Here is a 21168-nt window from a genome sequence, read left to right as displayed (position 1 = left end):
CAGATGAGGAAGAAGGTGATGTTGTCGGCCGCAGCGATGCTGCTGGCCGCGCTGGCGGCGCCAGTCGCCGCAACGGACCGGCTCGAGCTGGCGGAGGCGATGGAGGCCACCGAAGTCGAACGCCAGTCGGCGATAACGGTGCTCGCGCGGCAGCGCGCGGATTACCCGGCGTATTTCCAGCGTGCCTACGCGCGCTATCCTGCGGTTCCGCGCGGCGTGCTGGAGGCGATCGCCTACGTCGAGACCCGCTGGGTCCACGTCGACCCCGACGCCGGCAAGGCGGGGCACCACCATATGCCCGCCTCGTACGGCGTGATGGGCCTCTATCGCGGCGGTGGATTCGACAACCAGGTGGGGGAGGGCGCGAAGCTCCTTGGTGTCAGCGAACGCCTGGTCCTGGTGGATCCGGAGACCAATATCCTCGCCGCCGCGGCGCTGTTGGACCGCGCGCTGGAGAAGGATGGTGCGAACAGCCGGGGCGGCGGCGGCGTGGAAGCCACGGCCGGCGCGCTCGCACGCTACGCCGGCTATGGCAGCGGCGACGGCAACATCCAGGGCTTTGCACGGCAGAGCTTCGCCTACGAGGTGCTGCAGACGTTGGCGCGTGGAGTGGACGAGAAGGGCATCCGCATCGCCGCCATGCCCATCGAAATGGAACTCGCCTTTCCCGCCGATCGCCTCCGGCTGCTCGGCGCCCCGGCACTCAGGCTGGACTACGGCAGCGACACCATCGGTGCCACGGACGAGCTGGTGGAAGAGCACCCGGCGCGTTCAGCAGGGCGCGTGGAAGCGCAGGCCTTTGACGTCGGCATCGCCATGGACTTCGGCGAGGCGCTCTGGAACCCCGCGCACTCCAGCAACTACAGCACGGCCGGCAACGGCCGCTCCGCCGTGATCATGCATACGATCGAGGGCAGCTACGCCGGCGGAATCTCCTGGTTCAAGAACCCCGCATCGAACGTCTCGGCGCACTACGTGATCCGCAGGTCCGATGGCCAGATCACGCAGATGGTGCGCGAGCACCACCAGGCCTGGCATGCGGCGTATCACAACTACTACACCATCGGCATCGAACACGATGGGCGCGCGGGCGACGCCGGTAACTGGACGTCGGCGATGATCAACGCTTCGGCGCGCCTGACCCGGAGCATCTGCGCGCGCCAGCCGGTCAACTGCGCGTCGGCATGGCAGGGTCCCGGCTACGACTACTGGCACGTGGTCCCTGACAGCGTTCGCATCAAGGGCCACGGCATGCTGACCAGCAACCAGAACCGCTACGACCCGGGCCGGTACTTCCCCTGGGCAAGCTTCTACAACCTGATCAACAACGGCGCACCGCCGCCGGCCACGGCACCGACCTACTGGGTCGACACCTACGCCAGCGCGCCCGGCTTTCCGTCGCCGACCGGTGGCTCGCAGAGCGGCAGCCTGCACGCCGGCACCAACTATGTGTACTGCAAGGCCTGGGGCCGCGAGATCCGCAGCGGCGCGACGTTCAACCGCTGGTGGCTCAAGACCGACCTCGACGTGGGGCCGGCGGGGCAGTGGGTGTCGGCCTATTACCTCTCGCGCTGGGGCAATGACGAAGCGCGCGACAACGACGGCTACGACCTGCCGCGCTGCGATGTCCTGCCCCATGGCGAGATCGGCAGGAAGTACTACGCCATGGGCGGCGTACGCAGCCACCTTGGCGTGCCCGATCTGGCCGAAATGGCAGCGCAGGCGGGCGGTCGCTACCAGCAGTTCAGGAACGGCATGATCCTGTGGCATTCGCGCACCGGTGCGTTCGCGGTTGCCGGCAAGATCCTGGAGCACTATCGGGCCACCGGTTCGGAAACACGCTGGGGCTTTGCGATGATCGACGAACTGAACGCCGCCGTGTCCCCGGTGTCGGGGCAGCGGGGCAAGTTCCAGTATTTCGAGGACGGCCTGTTCCTGTGGACGCCGGCCACCGGCGCGCACGCGGTGCACGGCGCGATCCTGGTGCACTTCGAGAACAACGGACGCGAAGCGGCGCTCGGCTATCCGAAAACCGACGAACAGGCGCACGGCAGCAACGGCCGCAAGCAGCAGTTCGAGCGCACGACGCTGTACTGGACGCCCGAGCGCGGGGTGTGGGCGCAGTGAGCCCGATCGCGTGATCCGCGGCGGCCGGCATTCGCGTGCCGGCCGCCTTCCATGTGCACCATGTTCCGGTCGCGTTGCGCGACCGATGAAAATTTCCGTCGGCCGCTGCGACCAATACTTCAAGACCCAGGCAGCAGGCATCTTTGCGGGATGGAAATCGAAAGAGCGTTCACCGCCATGGTCCAGGACAACCGCGGGGCGCTGGTGCGCCTGGCGCGGCGCTATGCCGGTCCCGAGGACTGGCAGGACCTGCTGCAGGAGATGCAGCTCCAGCTCTGGCGCAGCTTCGGCAGCTTCGACGGCCGCGCGCAGCGTTCCACCTGGCTTTACCGGGTGGCGCTGAACACCGCACTGAGCCACGTGCGCAAGCCGCGTCGCGACCACCGTTCGCTGGACGACGTGCCCGAGCAGGGCGACGCCGGCCACGCGGTCGATCCGATGGATGTGCTCGACGAGTTCCTCGCGATGCTCGACCCGCTGCAGCGCAGCGTCATCCTGCTTGACCTGGAAGGCTTGCCGCGGGAGCAGGTCGCCGACGTGCTGGGCCTCAGCGTCAACGCAGTGGCGGTGCGCATGACGCGCCTGCGCCAATTGTTCGAACAGCGCTTCCTGGAGGACTGAGCATGGACTGGGACAAGATGAGGGACGCGTGGCGCGGCGACACGCCGACTGTGCACCTGTTGCCAATCGACGAGCTTCAAAAGCGCGACCAGGCGCTGTGGAAGAAGGTGCGCCGGCGCGACCTGATCGAGACGATTGCAGCGGTGCTCGTGGCCGTCTTCTTCGCCCTGATCACGCTGGCGGCGCTCATCGACGGCGAGTGGCTGCAGGCCGGCTTCGCCCTCCTGATCACAGCCTGGGGCGTGGCGCTGCCGTTCCGGCTGCGCTGCTCCAGGCGGCTGGCACCGGAGCCCGACCACGATGCTCCACTGCTGGCCTACCTGCAGCGGCAGCGCGACGCCACGCTGGCGCAGGCGCGCATGCTCGAACAGGTCTGGCTCTGGTACCTGACTCCTCCAGCGATCGGGCTGGCCGGGCTGACCCTGGCACGCGACGGTGCGACCGCCGGCACGCTTCGCTATCTTGCGGTGATGCTGGTGCTGTACGCGGCCCTGGCCTGGATCAACCGCCGCGTGGCGCGGACGCAGTTTCGTGCCCACGCCGAAACGCTGCAACGCCAGATAGACGCTCTGGCTGCGAGCGATGCATGACCGGACAGCGTCATTCCAGGAACACCGTCCAAGTCCGTAAACACCACCCATGCCAAGGAGAGCTCCATGCCAACCCGCCCTGTTTCCTTCTTTCCGGTCCTTGCCGGACTCGCGCTGGCCGTGAGCGGAAGCGCTCATGCCATGGACGCCGCCGCGCTTGCGACGCTCGTCGACCAGCGACTGGCCGGTGACCGCACCGGCGCCTGCATGGCGGTGGCGGTGATCGACAAGGGTGAGGTCGCGCGCGCGTTCCGCTGCGCCGACCCGACAGTCGTCGCGCGCATCGGCCCCGACAGCGCGTTCGAGATCGGTTCGGTCACCAAGACCATGACCTCCACGCTGCTGGCCGATCTGATCGTGCAGGGCAAGGCCTCGCTGGACGATCCGCTGGCCGCGTATCTGCCCGGAGGCACGGCGGTGCCGCAGTTCGAAGGTGCGCCGATCCTGCTGCGCCACGTGGTCACGCACACCAGCGGGCTGCCGGCGCTGCCTGCACGGATGGCGGTCACCAATCCCGCCGATCCGTACGCCGCGCTCACGGTGGATGACCTGCTCGCCTCGCTTGGTGACGTGACGTTGGCGCGGGCGCCCGGCACGCAGTTCGAGTACTCCAATTTCGCCTCGATGGTGCTGTCCTATGCGGTGGCGCGCCGCGCGGGCAGCGACTTCGAAACACTGCTCAGACAGGGGCTGCTCGCACCGCTGGGAATGGACACGGCTTACATCGGTCAGCGGCCCGAGGGCGTGCGCTCGGCGGGCGGGCACACGCCAAACGGCCTGCCAGCGGCGGCCTGGACCTTCCCGGTGGACCTTGCCGGCGTCGGCGGCGTACGCGCCACGCTGGATGACATGGTCCGCTATGTGCAGGCCAATCTCGACCCCTCCGGGACGCCATTGGAAGCCGCGGTCGAACTCGCACAAACGCAAATCAACCAACAGCCGCCCATGGCGATGAACTGGATGATCATGCCAATGGCCGACCGCAGCGTGCTGGCGCACGAGGGCGGAACCGGGGGCTTCTCGTCGTTCGTGTCGTTGGACAAGACCCGGCGGCGCGGCGTCGTCATCCTGTCCGACACCAACTGGAATTCCATCGGCGGCCTGGGCAGCCTCGGCCTGCATCTGGTCGACGCATCGTTCCCGCTGGGCGAGCCGCGCGTTCTGGTGGCCCCGTCGCAGGCGCTTCTCGACGGGCTCGTCGGCGAGTACCAGCTGCAGGGCATGATGAAGATGAGCCTGCGCCAGCGCGACGGCAAGCTGTTCGCCCAGGCCGAGGGCCAGGGTGAGTTCGAACTGTTCCACGACAGCGCCGGGGATTTCTTCCCGACAGTCGTGGATGCCGTGCTGCGGCCGCGGAAGGAGGCGGACGGCGGGTATGCGTTCACCTGGATGCAGGGAGGGGGCGCGATTCCGGCGAAGCGTATCGAGGCGGCGGGCGAAGATGCCAAGCTTGCGCAGCAGCCCACAGCTTCGGATGGGGACCTCGCGGCGTATGCCGGCGAATACACCCTGATGCCGGATTTCGTCCTGACGGTGCGTGGGCGCGACGGCACGCTGCATGCCCAGGCCACGGGACAGGGCGAATTCCCGCTCCAGGCGCGCGGCAATGACACGTTTGAAGCGCCGGCGTTCGGGGTCGAGATCGTGTTCAAGCGCGGCGCCGGCGGCAGCGTGGAATCGCTCGAGCTGCACCAGGGCGGACAGGTGCTTCCCGGCAAGCGGAACTGAGCGCGCCCGGTGCCAGGCAAGACCGGTGCCAGTGATGACCTGAAAGAGCCTGCGGGAACGGCCATGGCCGCGATATCTCCAATCGCGGCTATAGCCGCTCCCACACTGGCGGCCCGACATTCATGGCCATGGCTGCTCCCACGCACGATGGCCGATCGAGGGTTGTGCCAAAGGCTTCTCAGCCAAACAGGTCGTAGCCGGCCGGCAGCGCGCCCTCCAGCTTCAGCAGGAACTGCTTGGTCGGCAGGCCGCCGCCGAAGCCGGTCAGCGATCCATCCGCGCCAATGACGCGGTGACAGGGCAGCACGATCGGCAGCGGGTTCCGGCCGTTGGCGGCGCCGACGGCGCGGGTCGCGGTTGGCCTGCCGATCCTGTGCGCGAGATCGCGATAGCTCCAGGTCCCGCCGTACGGAATTTCCGCAAGCGTGGTCCAGACCGCGCGCTGGAAGTCGGTGCCGTGCGGCGACAGCGGCAGGTCGAAGTGCATGCGCTTGCCCGCGAAGTATTCGCCAAGCTGCCGCTGCGCTTGGATCAGTACGTCGTTGCTGCCTTTCTGCCAGCCGTTGCCCGGTAGAGGGCCATGCGGTGGCGGGAAGTCGATGCGGCGCAGCCCGTTGTTATCGGCAGCCAAAGTCAGCACGCCGATGGGCGTGTCCGTCTGCAGGAAGATGATGGTCATGGGCTTGCCTCGTCGGTTGCGGGTCGCGCGCGAACGCGTGGCGTTGTGGCGCACACCCGTGTCGTGGGGAGTGCGGTGCCGGCGCGCTCCATCGCGTCCTTCCACAGATGGATCACGGCATACGCGCGCCACGGCCGCCAGGCCTCGGCGCGTGCACCCGATGCCTTGGCCGTGAGTCGCGAGCCGTCCGTCGGCAGCGCCTTCTGCAGCACCAGGTCTTCGGCCGGGAACGCATCCGGGTGGCCGAGCGCGCGCATCGCGATGTACTGCGCCGTCCACGGGCCAATGCCGGGAAGCGCCAGCCAGCGCGCGGCGAACTCATCAAGCGTGCGCTCCGGGTGGAAGTCGACCCGGCCCTCGAGCAACGCCCGCGCCACGCCGCGCACCGTTTCCGCGCGCGCACGGGTGAGTCCGATGCTGCCGAGGTCGGCCTCGGCAAGCGCGTCGGGCGTCGGGAACAGATGGTCGAGGCCTTCGTCGAACGGTTCCGGCAGCACCTCGCCGAAACGCTGCACCAGGCGCGTGGCCAAGGTGCGCGCCGCGGCCACGCTGACCTGCTGGCCAAGCACCGCGCGCACCGCGACCTCGAAGCCGTCCCAGCCGCTGGGCAGGCGCAGGCCGGGGCGCGCATGCAGCAGCGGTCGCAGCCGGTCGTCTACTGACAACGTGGCGGCGATCACCTGCGGATCGGCATCCAGGTCGAACATGCGCCGCAGCCGCTGCACGATGTCGAGCAGGCGCGCCGCCTGCGCTGCGTGCAGTTCCAGCCGCAGCGCATGCGCGTCACCGGGCCAAGCCGAGACCCGCAGCCACGCGTGAGGCGCGCCATCGATGCCGGCGATCACGCGTGCGTAGTGCGCATCGCCCACCGACTCCACGCCCGGCAGCGCGCGACCGCGCAGGAACGCCAGCATCGCCGCGAAATCGTAGGGCGGGCGGTAGCCCAGACGAAGCACCAGCGCCTCGCCCGGTGCCTGGCGTGCCGCACCCGGCTGCCGGCGCAGGTCGCGCGGCGCCATCCGATACGCATCCTTGAAGCTGGTGTTGAAGCGCCGGAGGCTGCCGAAGCCGGCCGCAAGCGCGACCTCGGTGACGGGCAGCGCGGTCTCGGTCAGCAGCTGCCTGGCAAACAGCAGGCGGCGCGTGCCGTGCACGGCGACCGGCGGCGCGCCGACGCGCTCCACGAACAGGCGACGCAGCTGGCGCTCGCCCATGCCGATGCGCCCGGCCAGCGCCGACAGCGGCGCATCGGCCAGTGCGCCCTGATCGATCAGCACCAGCGCGCGCGCGACCGCCGCGTCACCGCGCCGCCAGGCACCATCCGACGGCGACAGTTCCGGACGGCAGCGCAGGCACGGGCGGAAGCCCGCGCCCTCGGCAGCCGCCGCGCTGGCGTAATAGGTCACCCGCTTCGCGAACGGCGCCGGGCACACAGGGCGGCAGTAGATCCGCGTGCTGTGGACGCCGGTGAAAAACAGGCCGTCGAAGCGCGGATCGCGACTGCGTCGGGCCTGGTCGCAGACCGCGGCGTCGGGGAGCGGGGAGGTGGCCATGGACGCAGGCTAGCACCGCGGCCGCGGCCAGACTCGCCGCTTTCGGACATCAGGGCGGAAGGCCTCCGGGACACTCCCGACAGGCTCCGCTCAGTGCGCGGGGTCGCCCTCCAGCGCCGGCAGCAGCGCCGCGGGATCGCCGTCATGGTCGGCCGCGGGAATGCCCAGCAGTCGCACCAGCAGCGGATAGACATCGACGTTGTCGATCGGTTCGATCACCGCGCCGCTGCGGAACGCGGGGCCGGACGCGATGAACACCGCACGCATCGACGGCAGCGCCGGATCATAGCCGTGCGAGCCGCGCACGCCGGCCGCCGCGCCCGCGCGAAGGTCGAGGATGCGCTGCGGCAGCGCGTCCCAGCCCTCGTCCATCTGGCAGACGATGGCCGGGATGCGCGGATGCGTGCCGTAGTGCCAGCGCGCCGGCAGCTCGTCGCGGCGCCAGCATTCGTACCGGTCCTTGCGGCCGAGCAGGCGCGCTTCCACCGCGGCCTCGTGGCCCGGGTTGGGCTGCACCGTCACCACCTGGCCGATGCTGGGCAGCCGGGCCTGTTCCGGGCTGACCATGTCTTCCACCGCCACTGCGTTGCCGGTTGGCACCGGCGCCATGCCGTGGTCGGACACCAGCACGATATTCGTGCGCTGCAGCCGGCCGCCGCGCTCGAGCGCGGTCAGCAGCTCGCCGATGGCGACGTCGATGCCGGCAAGCGCGTCGCGCGCCTCATCCGAGTCCGGCCCGTGGCCGTGGGCCTGGCTGTCGACCGCCTCGAAATAGAGCGTGGCCAGCGCCGGGCGCGTGGCCGCCGGTTCCAGCAGCCAGCCGGCAACGGTGGCCGCGCGCTGGCTGGCGGGCACGTCGCCGTCGTAGACGTTCCAGCGCGTGGGGCGCACGCCGGCGATCTCGGCCTCGGTCCCTGGCCAGAACATGGTGGCGGTGGCCAGCCCGGCTTTCTCGGCGCCGACCCAGATCGGCTCGCCGCCCCACCATGCGCTGGTGCTGACCGCATCGCGATCGGACAGGCGGAACGCGCCCAGCGCTTCGTCGGACATCGAGTTGTGGACGATGCCGTGGCGGTCGGGCCGCAGGCCGGTGGCGATGGTGTAGTGGTTGGGGAAGGTGAGCGTGGGGTAGGACGGGGTCATCCAGCGCGCCTGCACGCCGCCGGCGGCGAGGCGGGCGATGTTGGGTGAGTCGGTGGCGTTGATGCGGTCGGGGTGCAGGCCGTCGATGGAGATGAGCAGCAGTTGGTTGGCGCTCGCGCCGAAGGCCGTGTCGGTTCTGGCATTGGCGTCAGCTGGCGTGGCCGTCACGGTGGGCACGCCGGGACTGCTGCAGGCACCGAGCATGAACAGGGTGGCGAGGGTGGCGGCGAGCTGCGCCGCAGGTCGGATATGTAATGGCATCCGCGAATGATACGGCGCAAGGATGACGCTGGTAATCGCGACCGGAATCCTTAAAACGCACTCGGAGTTTTCTCTTCTCTGGACGCGGTCACATATCCATTGGCAAACGCTATTGAACCGCGACATGCAGGCAGGTAGCGTTCAGCCATGGCGCGCGGGGAGCAGTGCCGCGGCGGCCGCTACGCAACAAGGCGGCATCCAAAGGAGTTCCACGGCCGAGGACAAGGATCGTTCCGGCCTCTTTCATTCTATATGTCCGAAGTACGGCCAGGGAGGGTGGCATGGACATGCGGTATCGCAGTCTTTCATGCGTCGCAGTCGCCGCAGTAGCGTTCATGGCCACTGCCTGCGCGGGGCGCGATGCGCGTGACTTTGCCGGTCGATGGACACCGGTCAACACGTACGCAGACAGCACCGAGGCGATTCCGCTGCACAGCGCCTATCTGTTCCAGGCATCGCCCATGGACGGCACGCTGCGCAACCTGCTCGTACGCTGGGCGCGCGACAGCGGCAGCGAACTCGACTACCGCCACCCTTCCGACTTCACCCTGTACCAGCCGGTGCAGGAGATACGCGCCCGCTCGCTTGCCGATGCGGTAGCGCAGCTCGGCGCCGCGTTCGATGGCCAGGGCGTCGTGCTGCGCGTTGAAGGCAGCCGGGTCGTGGTCACCGAACGAAGCGGAGGACGTTGAGCCGACTCCTCGCAGCACCCTCACCGACTTTGCATGGATTGCAGAATGTTCGACAAGAAGCGGCCGGGGCCGGCGACCATGGAGACGGTCGTCCGCGCGGTCAACTACGAAACCAGCATCGCCGATCTCGCACGCCGCAGTGAACGCCGGGCGTGGTGGGTGGCGAGCGCCGCGGCGGCCACGGCCCTGCTGCTTGCCGCGGGCTATTTCCGCGTCATGCCGCTCAAGGAGCGCGTGCCGTTCCTTGTCATGGCTGACGCCTACAGCGGCAACGCCACGGTGGCCAGGCTCGACGCCGATTTCCGCCATCGCAGCCTCACTGCCAGCGAGGCGATTGCCCGCGCCAACGTTGCCAGCTTCGTCGGCCTGCGCGAGTCCTACGACGTGGCGATGATGAACCTGCGTGACTGGCGCGCGGTGCACGGCATGTCCGCGCCTGAGGTGGGTCGCGAGTACGCATCGCTGCATGCGGCCAACAATCCGCGCAGTCCGTTCAACACGTACGGACGGAGTCGTGCGATCCGGGTGCGGATCCTGAGCATCCAGCTCATCGACGGCCCCGATGGCAGCCCGAACGGCGCCACCGTGCGTTTCCAGCGCAGCGTCTATGACAAGTCCAGTGGCGCGACGCGACCGCTCGACAGCCGCATCGCGACGCTCGGCTTCTCCTACAACCTTGCGCTGAAGCTTGAGGAGCCGGATCGGCTCGAAAACCCGCTCGGATTCCAGGTCACCAGCTATCGCGCGGACAACGACTACGCGCCCCTGCCGCCGGCCGAGTCGGAGCCGGCGCATTACGAGGACGCGATCGTCGCGGACGCCCGGCAGCCCGGCACCGACGCGGACGCTTTCAATGAAGGCACGGATTTGCAGGAAGCAGCGCCATGAGCAGCATGAGCAGCCTCGCCGTCTGGATCGTTCTTGCCGCCGGATTCGCGTTGACGCCGGTGGCCAACGCCCGGCCGGTCGAGGGCACCCCGCAGATCGAGGTTTACGAGTATGTGCCCGACGGCGTCTATCCGGTGCGCACGGCGCTGGGCATCACCACCCAGCTTGAACTGGACCCGGCCGAGGACATTCTCGACTTCAGCACCGGCTTCAGCACCGGCTGGGACCTCACCCGTCGCGGGAACGTGTTCTACCTGCGGCCGCGTGGCGCCGATGTCGACACCAATATGCTGGTGCGCACGCAGTCGCATTCCTACATCTTCGAACTGAAGGTGGTGGCCAGCGACTGGACCTCGCTGGAACAGGCCCGGCGGGCCGGCGTGCAGTACAGGATCGCCTTCAGCTATCCCGCCGATGCCAGCTTCGCGCCGCCGAAGGAAGAGGTCGCGGACCTCGGCCAGAAGGCCGTGCTCGACAAAGCGCGCAACTACCATTTCGACTATGACGTTTCGGCGCGGCGCGCATCACCCTGGTTGGTGCCGATGAACGTGTATGACGACGGTCGTTTCACCTATCTGCGCATGGGGACACAGGCGTCGCTGCCGACGGGCAGTTTTCCGGCGGTCTTCGCGCGCAGGCAGCGCGACGGCGAAGACTTCGTGGTCAACACCACCGTCGAGGGCGACGTGCTGGTGGTGCACGGCACCTATCCGTACCTGGTCGTGCGACACGGCCGTGACGTGGTCGGGCTGAGGAGGAACGGGCGATGAGCGGAGCAGGAGCGGGTCATGACCAGGGCCAGGGCGGGGGCCAGGGCCACTACGCGGCGCGGCAGGCCGCGCCGGACCTCGATGCCGCGGCGCCGGTACTGCGCGCCGAGGACGTGCAGCGGCTCAATCGCAAGGCGCTGGGCTTCCTGGTGGCGATCGTCGTGCTGCTGGTGCTGGCGATGTTCGGGATGATGCGCGCGCTGGGCGGTGGAGACGACGCTGAGCCGGTGCCGCGCGAGCAGGCCGTGGTCATCCCCGAGTTGCCGCGGATTGCGGCCCCGCCCGGGCACTCCGTGCCGGACCTGCCGTCTGCGCCGGTGGCAGAGCCGTTGCCGGTGCAGCCCACCGCCGTGCCGCTGCGTTCCCCGGCTCGCGACTTCTCCCTGCCGCTGCCCGCGCGGGTTCCGGACCTCGTGGATCGACGCAGCGCCGGTGGCGAGGCTCCGTCGTCGAGTGATCCGTATATGCAGGCCATGCTCGCGGGGCTTCCGGGAACCGAGGCCGCGCCGTCAAACGTCGCCACGCAGGCCACGACGGCGGCGCGGCCGATCACGCGTCCGGAATCGCTGCTGGTCCGTGGCACCTACATCCGCTGCGTGCTGGAAACACGGATCGTCACCGATGTGCCCGGCTATACGTCCTGCATCGTCACCGAGCCGGTGTATTCGATCAACGGACGCCGGCTGCTGCTGCCGAAGGGCTCCAAGGTGCTGGGTCGCTACGATTCCGAGCCGCGCGGCCCGCGCGTGGCCGTGGTCTGGGACCGCATCACCACGCCAACGGGCATCGACATCAGCATGGCCAGCCCGGGCGTGGACGGCCTTGGCGGGGCCGGGCATCCGGGCCATTACAGCGCCCACTGGGGCTCGCGGATCGGCTCCGCATTGCTGGTCAGCCTGATCAGCGACGCCTTCAAGTACGCGGCGGCGGAGGAGGGCCCGGCGGCGGCGATGATTGGTGAGGGTGGGGTGGTCGTGCAGTCGCCGTATGAAAGCGCGACCGCGAGGACCCTTGAGCGACTGGCGAACCAGGCCTTGGATGCACGTCGCCCGCCGACGGTCACCATCCAGCACGGCACCCTGCTGAATGTCTATGTGGCCCGCGACGTGGATTTTTCCGCGGTGGTGGCGCAGCTGTGATGTCCGGGGCCGCGAGCATGATGGATCAGGGCCATTCATTGCCGGTGGGGCAGGACTTCCTGGACTACCAGTACCAGGTGCTCGGGATCCTTGAGCACATGGATTCGCCCGACGTCACCGAAATCTGCATCAATCGCCCGGGCGAGGTCTGGTTGGAGACGCGTGACGGCTGGCGCCGGGAAGAGGTCCCCGGACTGAGCTTCGAGCGCGCGCGGCAGTTCTGCAATGCAGTGGTCAACGGAAGCAATACCGGGCAGCGGATCACCGACGCCGAGCCGGTGGTTTCGCTCACCTTCCCGACCGGGCAGCGGGCGCAGTTCGTCATTCCGCCGGCCTGTGAAGCCGGGACGGTGTCGATCACGATCAGGCTGCCATCGCGCGGGGTGCGTCGCCTGGACGACTATGAGGCCGAGGGGTTTTTCGCCGCCCTCGGCGTCGAACGCCGCGGAGATGACGCAGATCGCGAACTCAAGGCCCTCCGTGCAGAGGGGCGCCACGCCGAGTTCTTCCGGCGTGCGGTGCAGCTGCGGCGCAACATGGTTGTTTCGGGTGCCACCGGAAGCGGCAAGACGACCTTCATGAAGGCGCTGGTGGAACACATCCCGGCGAGCGAGCGCCTGGTGACGATCGAGGATGCGCGCGAGCTGTTCATCAGCCAGCCCAACGTCGTCCACCTGCTGTATTCCAAAGGTGGCCAGGGCTCGGCCAAGGTCAGCGCCAAGTCCTGCATGGAGGCCTGCCTGCGGATGAAGCCGGACCGGATCATCCTCGCCGAGCTCCGTGGCGACGAAGCCTTCTACTTCGTCCGCAACTGCGCCTCCGGCCATCCGGGCTCGATCACCAGCTGCCATGCAGGCAGCACCTCGCAGACCTGGGACCAGCTGGCGTTGATGGTCAAGGCGTCCGAAGAAGGATCCGGCCTTGAATTCGCGACCATCCGCAGGCTCCTGGCCATGACCATCGACATCGTGGTCCATATCAGTGCCGGCGGTGGACGGCGGCACATCAGCGGAATCGAGTTCGGTGGTGCCAGCGCCATCGCCGCTGCGTCGGAGCCGTCGGCATGATCCCGGGCCTGGAGCTGATGGCCTGCCAGGAGCTGGCGGTGCCTTTGCAGGTGATGGAGCACGTGGTGCACGTGGAATCATCCTTCAATCCATATGCCATCGGCGTGGTTGGTGCACGCCTGGCGCGCCAGCCGCGCAGCCTGCATGAAGCGCTCGCCACCGTCGCCCGGCTCGAGCGTGACGGCTACAACTTCTCGGTGGGGCTCGCACAGGTCAATCGCCACAACCTCGCCGCGCAAGGGCTCGTGACCTACGAGGAAGCCTTCGCCACGTGTCCCAACCTGGCAGCCGGCGCACGCATTCTCGCCGATTGCCATGCGCGTTCCGGCGGTGACTGGGACAAGGCGTTCAGCTGCTACTACTCGGGCAATTTCACCCGCGGCTTCCGCGACGGCTACGTCCAGAAAGTGCGCCGCTCGATGGCCGCGGCGGGCCTGGACACGGTCGTCGACGCGCTGGCGGCGATTCCGGTGCTGGTCAACGGCGAAACGCCCGGGCCGGCACGCCCAGCCGCCGACCTCGGTGCCCGGCGATCCGCATCGGCGGCGCCGGCGGCCGCGTCGCCCGTGCCTGGCCGCCTGGGTGGAGCTGGCGCGGTCGATGCACCGTTGTCGGGGATGGCGGTGGACGCAGCCGGGTCCGCCACCACGACGGGGTCGCCGTTCGTGCCACAGGTATCCGGGCCGCGCGGGCCACCTCCCGCAGCCGGGCCGGCGGCTCGCAGCGAAGATTCCGCTTTCGTGTTCTAGGCGCGGCCGGATGCCGCGCACCCAATCAACCCAACGCAAGGACGCACCATGGACGCACGTACCCACAGCATTCGCTTTCTCCGCCACGCCGCACGCGTTCGCACCGCGGGCCCGAAGGCGGTCGCCCTCCTGGCCATTGCCCCGGCCGTCGCGCTGGCACAGGGCTTCGGTGGCGCCGACGCCAAGGTCTGCGGCTTCTTCGACAACGTCAACGGGCTGTTGAACATGGCGTCGATCGCCGTGGTCACGATCGCGATGATTTTCGCCGGCTACCAGATCGCGTTCGCGCACAAACGCATTTCCGACGTGGCCCCGATCCTCGTCGGCGGGCTGTTGATCGGTGCGGCGGCGCAGATTGCGCGGATGCTGCTCGGGCCGGAAGCGGGGGAGTGCACGGCGATGCTGGGCACGGCGCTGCCGGTGTTCCATGCGTAAGGACGCGCTTTTCCGCGGCTGCACGCGACCCGCGATGTTCCTGGGCGTGCCCTACGTCCCGTTCTTCGTGGGTGCCGGCACATGCCTCCTGCTGGCCGTGTACATCAACCTGCTCCTGCTGGTGACGATGCCGCTGGTGATCCTTGCCATGCGCCAGATGGCACGTCGGGACGAGATGGTCTTCCGCCTTCTCGGCTTGCGATGGCAGCTCCGTGCCAAGGTACGCAACCGCGCGCTCCGCGGCGGCGACTGGTCGTTTGCGCCGCTGTCCGGGCGCGCACAGGGGGGCTCGCGGTGAGCGCGGTCGCGGCTGACGCGGCGGTGGGCGGGTTCGTGCCGCTTTCCAGCCACGTTGCCGCGGACGTGGTCAAGACCACGGGCGGTGACTACCTGCTGGCCTGGAGGCTGGGCGGGCTGCCGTTCGTGGGCCGCGAGGAGTGGGACCTCGAACATCGGCACGCCACGTTCAACCGGATGCTGCAGACGCTGCGGGCACCCGACTTCGCGAACGTCGCGTTCTGGACCCACGACATCCGCAGGCGCAAGCGCATCGATGGCGGCGGACGCTTCGCAGGCATGTTCAACCAGACGCTCTCGGATGCCTATTTCGCCTCGCTCTCGGAAAAGGAATCGCTGCAGAACGACCTCTACCTGACCATGCTCTATCGCCCCGTCGTGGCCGGACGGCGGCTGGTCGAGCGCTCGGCCGACCCGCGCCGGCTTGCCGCCGCCGAGCAACAGGCCGTCGATCGCGTCCATGAGCTGGCGGGCAGCGTCGAGGCCGTGCTCAAGGACTATTCGCCCGAGCGCCTGTGCATCTACGAGGGCGACAACGGCGTCGCCTTTTCGCGCCTGTTGGAGTTGTATGCCTATGTGCTCAACCGCGTGTCCGAGCCGGTGCCGGTGCTGTCGGCACCCATCGCCGACTACCTTCCGGTCAGTCGCGTCACGTTCTCGGCCCGGACCGGCGACTTCGTGGTGGCGACGCCATCGGGAAAGCACCACTACGGTGCCATCCTCAACATCAAGGAATACACCGGTGCCACCTGGCCGGGGATCCTCAACGGCCTGAAGTACCTGGGATTCGAGTACGTACTCACGCAGTCCTTCAGTCCGATGGGGCGGCAGGACGCGCTGCGCATACTCGACCGCACCAAGGGCATGATGGTTTCGTCGGGTGACAGGGCCGTCAGCCAGATCGTCGAGCTCGACCAGGCGATGGACGAGCTTGCCTCCGGCAACTTCGTATTGGGCGAGTACCACTTCTCGCTTGCGGTTCACGCCGAGAACCAGGCGCTGCTGTCGCGGCACCTGGCCGACGCCCGCGCCGAGCTGTCGAATGCCGGCTTCGTGTCCGCCAAGGAGGATCTCGCCGTGGCCTCGGCGTTCTATGCCCAGCTGCCGGGCAACTGGCGCTACCGGACGCGGCTGGCGAACGTCAGCTCGCTCAACTTCCTCGGCTTGTCGCCACTGCACAATTTCGCCGCCGGCAAGCAGCATCGCAACCCGTGGGGCGACTGCGTCACCACGCTGCAGGCGAGCAACGGGCAGCCCTACCATTTCAACTTCCACGCCACCCATCCCGTCGAGGACTCCTTCGGCGAAAAGGCGCTGGGCAATACGCTTGTGATCGGAAAGTCGGGCACCGGAAAGACTGCGCTGGTCAACTTCCTGCTGAGCCAGACACAGAAGCTCGATCCTGCCCCGACCGTGTTCTTCTTCGACAAGGACCGCGGTGCCGAGATCTTCGTGCGTGCCTGCGGTGGCAACTACCTTGCGCTCGAGAACGGCCGCCCCACCGGCTTCAACCCGCTCCAGTGCGAGCGCACCGAAGCCAACGTGCAGTTCCTGGGGGAGCTGGTGAAGATGCTCGCGGGGAAGCACGCCTACACCGCACGCGAGGACGAAGACGTGTTCCGGGCAGTGGAAGGCATCCTCGACACGCCCATGCAGCTGCGCAGCATGGCGAACCTGCAGAAAAGCCTGCCGAACATGGGCGACGACGGGCTTTATGCGCGCCTGCGCAAGTGGACGGCGGGCAACAGCCTGGGCTGGGTCTTCGACAATCCCGTGGATACCGTCGATCTTTCACGCGCGAACATCATCGGTTTCGACTACACCGACATCCTCGAGAATCCGGAGGTCCGGATGCCCGTGGTCCGGTACCTGTTGCACCGGCTGGAAGGAATCATCGATGGTCGGCGCCTGGTTTACGTGATGGACGAATTCTGGAAGATCCTGGAGGGCGGCGGCGCGCTCAAGGACTTCGCGCGCAACAAGCAGAAGACCATCCGCAAGCAGAACGGCCTGGGCATCTTTGCCACCCAGAGTCCGGAAGACGCACTGGCGAGCGATATCGCCGCCGCCCTGGTCGAGCAGACCGCAACCCTGGTCCTGCTGCCAAACCCTAATGCCAGCCGCAAGGACTACGTCGACGGCCTCAAGCTGACCGACGCCGAGTACCGGGTCGTGGTTTCGCTGGACGAGCGCTCCCGGTGCTTCCTGGTCAAGCAGGGCCATGCTTCGGCAGTGTGCCGGCTCGATCTCGATGGGCTGGATGACGTGCTGGCGGTGATCTCGGCGTCGACCGACAACATCGAGGTCATGCACACGGTGATCGGGGACAACGCCGCTGCGCTGGGCGTGCGGGAGGACGCACTGCGCCCGGAGCAATGGCTTGCAGGGTTCCAGGCGCGGCGCAAGGGCAGGCGCAGCGGCTGACCCGGCAGGAATCGATACATGCCTTCAACCCAAGGAGTGGGACATGGACGACAGGGAAGTCGCAGGGCCGCGGATGCGGCGCAGATGGGTCAGGGGAGGGGCGCTGCTTCTGGCCGGCCTGCTTTCAACCGGGCCGGCGGCCGCGCAGTGGGCGGTGGTGGACGTGCCGCACACGGTGAAGACGGCACTCGGCTGGGTGGCGCAATACCAGCAGACAGTCGATGACCTGCAGAAGCAGGCGGAGCAGCTGCGGACGCTGGACAAGCAATACGAACAGGCGCTGGTGACCGGCGACGCATACTCGGGCACCACGGGCCACCGCGAAAACTTCCAGGCGCGCGATGACGATGCCGGCCTGGTCGAGCGCTGTGGTGCCAACCCGGCGCGCCACAGCAAGGGATCCGAGCAGCGCGCGTACTGCATCTCGATCGTGCGCACGGAAAACCGACGCTTCAATGCCCTGGTGGCCATGCTTGAAGACGTCGCGGAGCGCGACGCTGAACTCCGCGCTGCCTACGCCGAGCGCGACGGGATCCGTCCGGAGGAGGAAGGAAAGCTTGCCTCCAACACCAATCGGATCCTGTCCATACAGGGCCAGCTCCAGAACGACGTGCAAAGCGGAGAGAGGCTGATGTCCGCCTACGACACTGCGCTGCGCGCGCTGCGTGAGAACCACGTGCGGGTGGCCAACGAGGCGCTCTCGGACTCGGGGCCGGGAACCGTGGTCGCGGGGCTCGCGCTGACGGTTGCCCTGCGGGCCGCGCGCGAGCGCGACCGCTAGGAGCGTCTCATGGCGATCGACGGCGCAGCAGCCCTCGCGATGATGGCCATGGACTGGGCGCAGCCCCAGTCCCTGCCGAACATGATGTTCTTCCGCGAGATCAACAGCTTCCTCGATGACGAGATCAGCGAGTTCGCGGGCAACCTGCTGGGGCGCGTGGTGGCCGTGGCCGGGACCGCGGCGCTCAGCCTGCTCACGCTGTGGATCCTGGTGCAGGGCTACCGGATCGCCACCGGGCTGTCGCGCGAGCCGATGATGGCGCTGGTCGGCGATGCGCTGAAGGCGGTGCTGGTGATCGGCATCCCCACCGGTGCCGCCGCCGGCTCGGGCTCGACCTATCGCATCCTGACCGATGGACTTGGCGAGGTGGTGGCCGAAGTCGTGACCGGCCGCGACGACGGCGGCCCCTATGAGGACATCGACCGCACCCTGGCCATCATGCAGGTCGCGCTTCAGGTCATCGACTCAATCGACGAGGGTGGCGACCTGCTCACCGAGCAGCGCAAGTCGCGGGCGATGTGGTTCACCGGGGTGGGCCTCGGCGGGCCGGCGATCATCGCCTCGAGCATGCTGCTGCTCAACAAGGTGGCGATCGCGCTGTTCGTCGGACTGGGGCCCATCTTCATCCTCTGCCTGCTGTTCCGCGCAACCCGCCAGCTGTTCAGCAAATGGCTGTACCACGGCCTGGGGACCCTGTTCTCGCTGGCGCTGCTGACGGTGATGGTGACCCTGGCGATGGACATGCTGATCGCGGTCGGCCTCGCGTTCTGGGTCGCCGACCTGGTCCCCGGCGGAGGGACTCAGGAAAGCATGTCGTCGATGGCCATGCAGCAGGGCGGCATGGGCCTGATCCTGACCATGCTGATCGTCAGCGCGCCGCCGATGGCGGCGATGTTTTTCAACGGCGTGCTCGGCCAGTTCTCGCCCTACAACGCGGTTGGGGTGGCGACCGGTGGCGGCCAGGCGCCACCGCCGGGCTCGGGCCTTCCCCCCGGCGTGGCAGGGCGGGGCGGTTGACCCGTGCGCGGCGCCGGCGGGCGCGCCGCACGCGGCCGGCAATGGGCTAGAATCGAGGGCGACACCGTTTCCGGACAGGTGGCCCGCGCCAACGCGCCGGCCGAGCGTGTGACATGAGCACTACCATCGCCCACTGCTGATCCTTGCCCGCGGCCGATCCGGAAGGCGCCCGCGTGGCGCCTTTTTCATGCCCGCGGGGCCACCCGCCAGACCAGAACGCCAGCCCACATGATCACGATCACGCTCCCCGACGGCAGCCGCCGCGAGTTCGACGCCCCCGTCACCGTCATGCAGGTCGCCGAGTCCATCGGCCCGGGCCTGGCCAAGGCCACCGTCGCCGGCAAGGTCGACGGTCGCCAGGTCGACGCCTCCGACCTCATCGACCACGACGCCAGCCTGCAGATCCTGACCCCCAAGGACGCCGAGGGCCTCGAGATCATCCGCCACTCCAGCGCACACCTTGTCGGGCACGCGGTGAAGCAGCTCTATCCGGACGCCAAGATGGTGATCGGCCCGGTGATCGACGAGGGCTTCTACTACGACATCTGGCGCGAACAGCCGTTCACCCCCGAAGACATGGCCGCCATCGAGCAGCGCATGCGCCAGCTGATCGACACCGAGTACGACGTCATCAAGCGCATGACCCCGCGCGACGAGGTGATCGAAACCTTCAAGGCCCGCGGCGAGGACTACAAGCTGCGCCTGATCGACGACATGGGGCCCGAGGTCACGGCCATGGGCCTGTACCACCACCAGGAATACGTCGACATGTGCCGCGGCCCGCACGTGCCGAACACGCGCTTCCTGAAGGCCTTCAAGCTGCTGCGCACCTCGGGCGCGTACTGGCGCGGCGACGCGAAGAACGAGCAGCTGCAGCGCATCTACGGCACCGCCTGGGCCGACGCGAAGCAGCTCAAGGCCTACATCCTGCGCATCGAAGAGGCCGAGAAGCGCGACCACCGCCGCATCGGCAAGGCCCAGGAGCTGTTCCACCTGCAGGAAGAAGCCCCGGGCCTGGTGTTCTGGCATCCAAAGGGCTGGGCGCTGTGGCAGGTGGTGGAGCAGTACATGCGCGGCGTGTACCGCACGAGCGGCTACGGCGAGGTGCGCTGCCCGCAGATCCTGGACGTGAGCCTGTGGCAGAAGTCCGGCCACTGGGACAACTACAAGGAAAACATGTTCTTCACCGAGTCCGAGAAGCGGACCTACGCGCTGAAGCCCATGAACTGCCCCGGCCACGTGCAGGTGTTCAACCAGGGCCTGCACAGCTACCGCGACCTGCCGATCCGCTACGGCGAGTTCGGCAGCTGCCATCGCAACGAGCCCTCGGGCGCGCTGCACGGCATCCTGCGCGTGCGTGGCTTCACCCAGGACGACGGCCACGTGTTCTGCACCGAATCGCAGATCGAGTCCGAGGTCACCGACTTCCACGCCCAGGCGATGAAGGTCTACCGGGACTTCGGCTTCACGGAAGTGCAGGTGAAACTGGCCCTGCGGCCCGAGTCGCGCCTGGGCGACGACGCCACCTGGGACAAGGCCGAGGCCGCGCTGCGCAATGCGCTGTCCGCCGCCGGCGTCGAGTGGCAGGAGCTGCCGGGCGAGGGCGCCTTCTACGGCCCCAAGATCGAGTACCACCTGAAGGACGCCATCGGCCGCACCTGGCAGCTGGGCACCATGCAGGTCGACTTCATGATGCCGGGCCGCCTTGGCGCGGAATACGTCGACGAGGCCAGCCAGAAGCGCACGCCGGTCATGCTGCATCGCGCCATCGTGGGCTCGATGGAGCGCTTCATCGGCATCCTGATCGAGAACCACGCCGGGGCCTTCCCGGCCTGGCTGGCCCCGGTGCAGGCGGTGGTGATGAACATTACCGACGCCCAGGGCGACTGGGCTGACGAGGTCCGGAAAACCCTTGCAGATCAAGGCGTCCGGGTGGAATCGGATTTGCGGAACGAGAAGATCGGCTATAAGATCCGCGAGCACACGCTGCAGCGCGTGCCGTACCTGCTCGTGGTGGGGGACCGCGAAAAGGAACAGGGCGCAGTCGCCGTCCGCACGCGTGCAGGGGAGGACCTGGGTTCGATGCCGCTGGCCGATTTCACGGCCAGGATGCACGCGGAGCAGGGTCCCTGAGTATCATGTAGCCCGGTGCCTGCCCATGTGGCGGGCACAGTGGGTCCCGGAGCACGGGGCCTTGCCAGAAGTGC

Annotated in this window: 19 protein-coding genes; 16 read left to right on the top strand and 3 right to left on the bottom strand. The window is 68.1% G+C overall.

The window, feature by feature from the left end; translation table 11 throughout:
• Nucleotides 1-3 precede the first annotated feature (3 nt).
• From WCE37_RS06580 to WCE37_RS06565, 4 genes are all read left to right on the top strand, one after another.
• On the top strand, nucleotides 4-2127 hold the full coding sequence (locus tag WCE37_RS06580) for an N-acetylmuramoyl-L-alanine amidase (RefSeq protein WP_343278634.1): 2124 nt from the start codon (nucleotides 4-6) through the stop codon (nucleotides 2125-2127).
• 150 nt (nucleotides 2128-2277) lie between these two features.
• Nucleotides 2278-2748: a sigma-70 family RNA polymerase sigma factor gene (locus WCE37_RS06575; protein ID WP_343278633.1), complete on the top strand. Its 471-nt coding sequence runs from the start codon at nucleotides 2278-2280 to the stop codon at nucleotides 2746-2748.
• Nucleotides 2749-2750: 2 nt separating this feature from the next.
• Complete coding sequence (locus tag WCE37_RS06570; protein WP_343278632.1) at nucleotides 2751-3338, top strand: hypothetical protein; 588 nt, start codon at nucleotides 2751-2753, stop codon at nucleotides 3336-3338.
• Between the two features lie 66 nt (nucleotides 3339-3404).
• Nucleotides 3405-5066 carry a serine hydrolase gene (locus WCE37_RS06565; protein ID WP_343278631.1) on the top strand — a complete coding sequence of 554 codons (1662 nt, stop codon included), beginning with the start codon at nucleotides 3405-3407 and terminating at the stop codon, nucleotides 5064-5066.
• Between the two features lie 178 nt (nucleotides 5067-5244).
• Here WCE37_RS06565 and WCE37_RS06560 read toward each other — a convergent pair whose 3' ends face one another.
• From WCE37_RS06560 to WCE37_RS06550, 3 genes are all read right to left on the bottom strand, one after another.
• Nucleotides 5245-5745 (bottom strand): methylated-DNA--[protein]-cysteine S-methyltransferase, encoded by a 501-nt coding sequence (locus WCE37_RS06560; RefSeq protein WP_343278630.1) that lies wholly within the window; start codon nucleotides 5743-5745, stop codon nucleotides 5245-5247.
• Nucleotides 5742-7298, bottom strand: coding sequence for an AlkA N-terminal domain-containing protein (locus WCE37_RS06555; RefSeq protein WP_343278629.1), 1557 nt, complete (start codon nucleotides 7296-7298; stop codon nucleotides 5742-5744). Before WCE37_RS06555 ends, WCE37_RS06560 begins: the two co-directional genes overlap by 4 nt.
• A 90-nt stretch (nucleotides 7299-7388) precedes the next feature.
• Nucleotides 7389-8702 carry an alkaline phosphatase family protein gene (locus WCE37_RS06550; RefSeq protein WP_343278628.1) on the bottom strand — a complete coding sequence of 438 codons (1314 nt, stop codon included), beginning with the start codon at nucleotides 8700-8702 and terminating at the stop codon, nucleotides 7389-7391.
• Between the two features lie 335 nt (nucleotides 8703-9037).
• Here WCE37_RS06550 and WCE37_RS06545 point away from each other — a divergent pair, with 335 nt between their 5' ends.
• The 12 genes from WCE37_RS06545 (at nucleotide 9038) to thrS (ending at nucleotide 21094) form a co-directional block, all read left to right on the top strand.
• Nucleotides 9038-9394, top strand: coding sequence for a hypothetical protein (locus WCE37_RS06545; RefSeq protein ID WP_343278627.1), 357 nt, complete (start codon nucleotides 9038-9040; stop codon nucleotides 9392-9394).
• 45 nt (nucleotides 9395-9439) lie between these two features.
• Nucleotides 9440-10282 carry a type IV secretion system protein gene (locus WCE37_RS06540; protein ID WP_343254951.1) on the top strand — a complete coding sequence of 281 codons (843 nt, stop codon included), beginning with the start codon at nucleotides 9440-9442 and terminating at the stop codon, nucleotides 10280-10282.
• Complete coding sequence (locus tag WCE37_RS06535; protein WP_343278626.1) at nucleotides 10279-11052, top strand: TrbG/VirB9 family P-type conjugative transfer protein; 774 nt, start codon at nucleotides 10279-10281, stop codon at nucleotides 11050-11052. Before WCE37_RS06540 ends, WCE37_RS06535 begins: the two co-directional genes overlap by 4 nt.
• Complete coding sequence (locus WCE37_RS06530) at nucleotides 11049-12191, top strand: TrbI/VirB10 family protein (RefSeq protein WP_343278625.1); 1143 nt, start codon at nucleotides 11049-11051, stop codon at nucleotides 12189-12191. Before WCE37_RS06535 ends, WCE37_RS06530 begins: the two co-directional genes overlap by 4 nt.
• 20 nt (nucleotides 12192-12211) lie before the next feature.
• Nucleotides 12212-13258, top strand: a complete 1047-nt coding sequence (virB11, locus tag WCE37_RS06525) for a P-type DNA transfer ATPase VirB11 (RefSeq protein WP_343278624.1) — start codon at nucleotides 12212-12214, stop codon at nucleotides 13256-13258.
• Nucleotides 13255-14007, top strand: a complete 753-nt coding sequence (locus WCE37_RS06520; protein ID WP_343278623.1) for a lytic transglycosylase domain-containing protein — start codon at nucleotides 13255-13257, stop codon at nucleotides 14005-14007. Before virB11 ends, WCE37_RS06520 begins: the two co-directional genes overlap by 4 nt.
• Nucleotides 14008-14055: 48 nt before the next feature.
• Nucleotides 14056-14442: a TrbC/VirB2 family protein gene (locus tag WCE37_RS06515; protein WP_343278622.1), complete on the top strand. Its 387-nt coding sequence runs from the start codon at nucleotides 14056-14058 to the stop codon at nucleotides 14440-14442.
• The gene (locus tag WCE37_RS06510) at nucleotides 14435-14740 is read left to right on the top strand and encodes a VirB3 family type IV secretion system protein (protein WP_343278621.1); all 306 of its coding nucleotides are present in this window, start codon (nucleotides 14435-14437) and stop codon (nucleotides 14738-14740) included. Before WCE37_RS06515 ends, WCE37_RS06510 begins: the two co-directional genes overlap by 8 nt.
• Nucleotides 14737-17163, top strand: a complete 2427-nt coding sequence (locus WCE37_RS06505) for a VirB4 family type IV secretion/conjugal transfer ATPase (RefSeq protein WP_343278620.1) — start codon at nucleotides 14737-14739, stop codon at nucleotides 17161-17163. The genes WCE37_RS06510 and WCE37_RS06505 overlap by 4 nt, the downstream gene beginning before the upstream one ends.
• A gap of 43 nt (nucleotides 17164-17206) precedes the next feature.
• The gene (locus WCE37_RS06500; RefSeq protein ID WP_343278619.1) at nucleotides 17207-17944 is read left to right on the top strand and encodes a hypothetical protein; all 738 of its coding nucleotides are present in this window, start codon (nucleotides 17207-17209) and stop codon (nucleotides 17942-17944) included.
• A gap of 9 nt (nucleotides 17945-17953) precedes the next feature.
• Complete coding sequence (locus WCE37_RS06495) at nucleotides 17954-18961, top strand: type IV secretion system protein (RefSeq protein ID WP_343278617.1); 1008 nt, start codon at nucleotides 17954-17956, stop codon at nucleotides 18959-18961.
• A 228-nt stretch (nucleotides 18962-19189) separates the two neighbouring features.
• Nucleotides 19190-21094, top strand: coding sequence for a threonine--tRNA ligase (thrS, locus tag WCE37_RS06490; protein WP_343278616.1), 1905 nt, complete (start codon nucleotides 19190-19192; stop codon nucleotides 21092-21094).
• The last annotated feature ends 74 nt before the right edge of the window (nucleotides 21095-21168 follow it).

The sequence above is a fragment of the Luteimonas sp. MJ250 genome, assembly GCF_039548455.1.
Lineage (GTDB): Bacteria > Pseudomonadota > Gammaproteobacteria > Xanthomonadales > Xanthomonadaceae > Luteimonas.
This window is presented reverse-complemented; position numbering and strand designations above follow the sequence as displayed.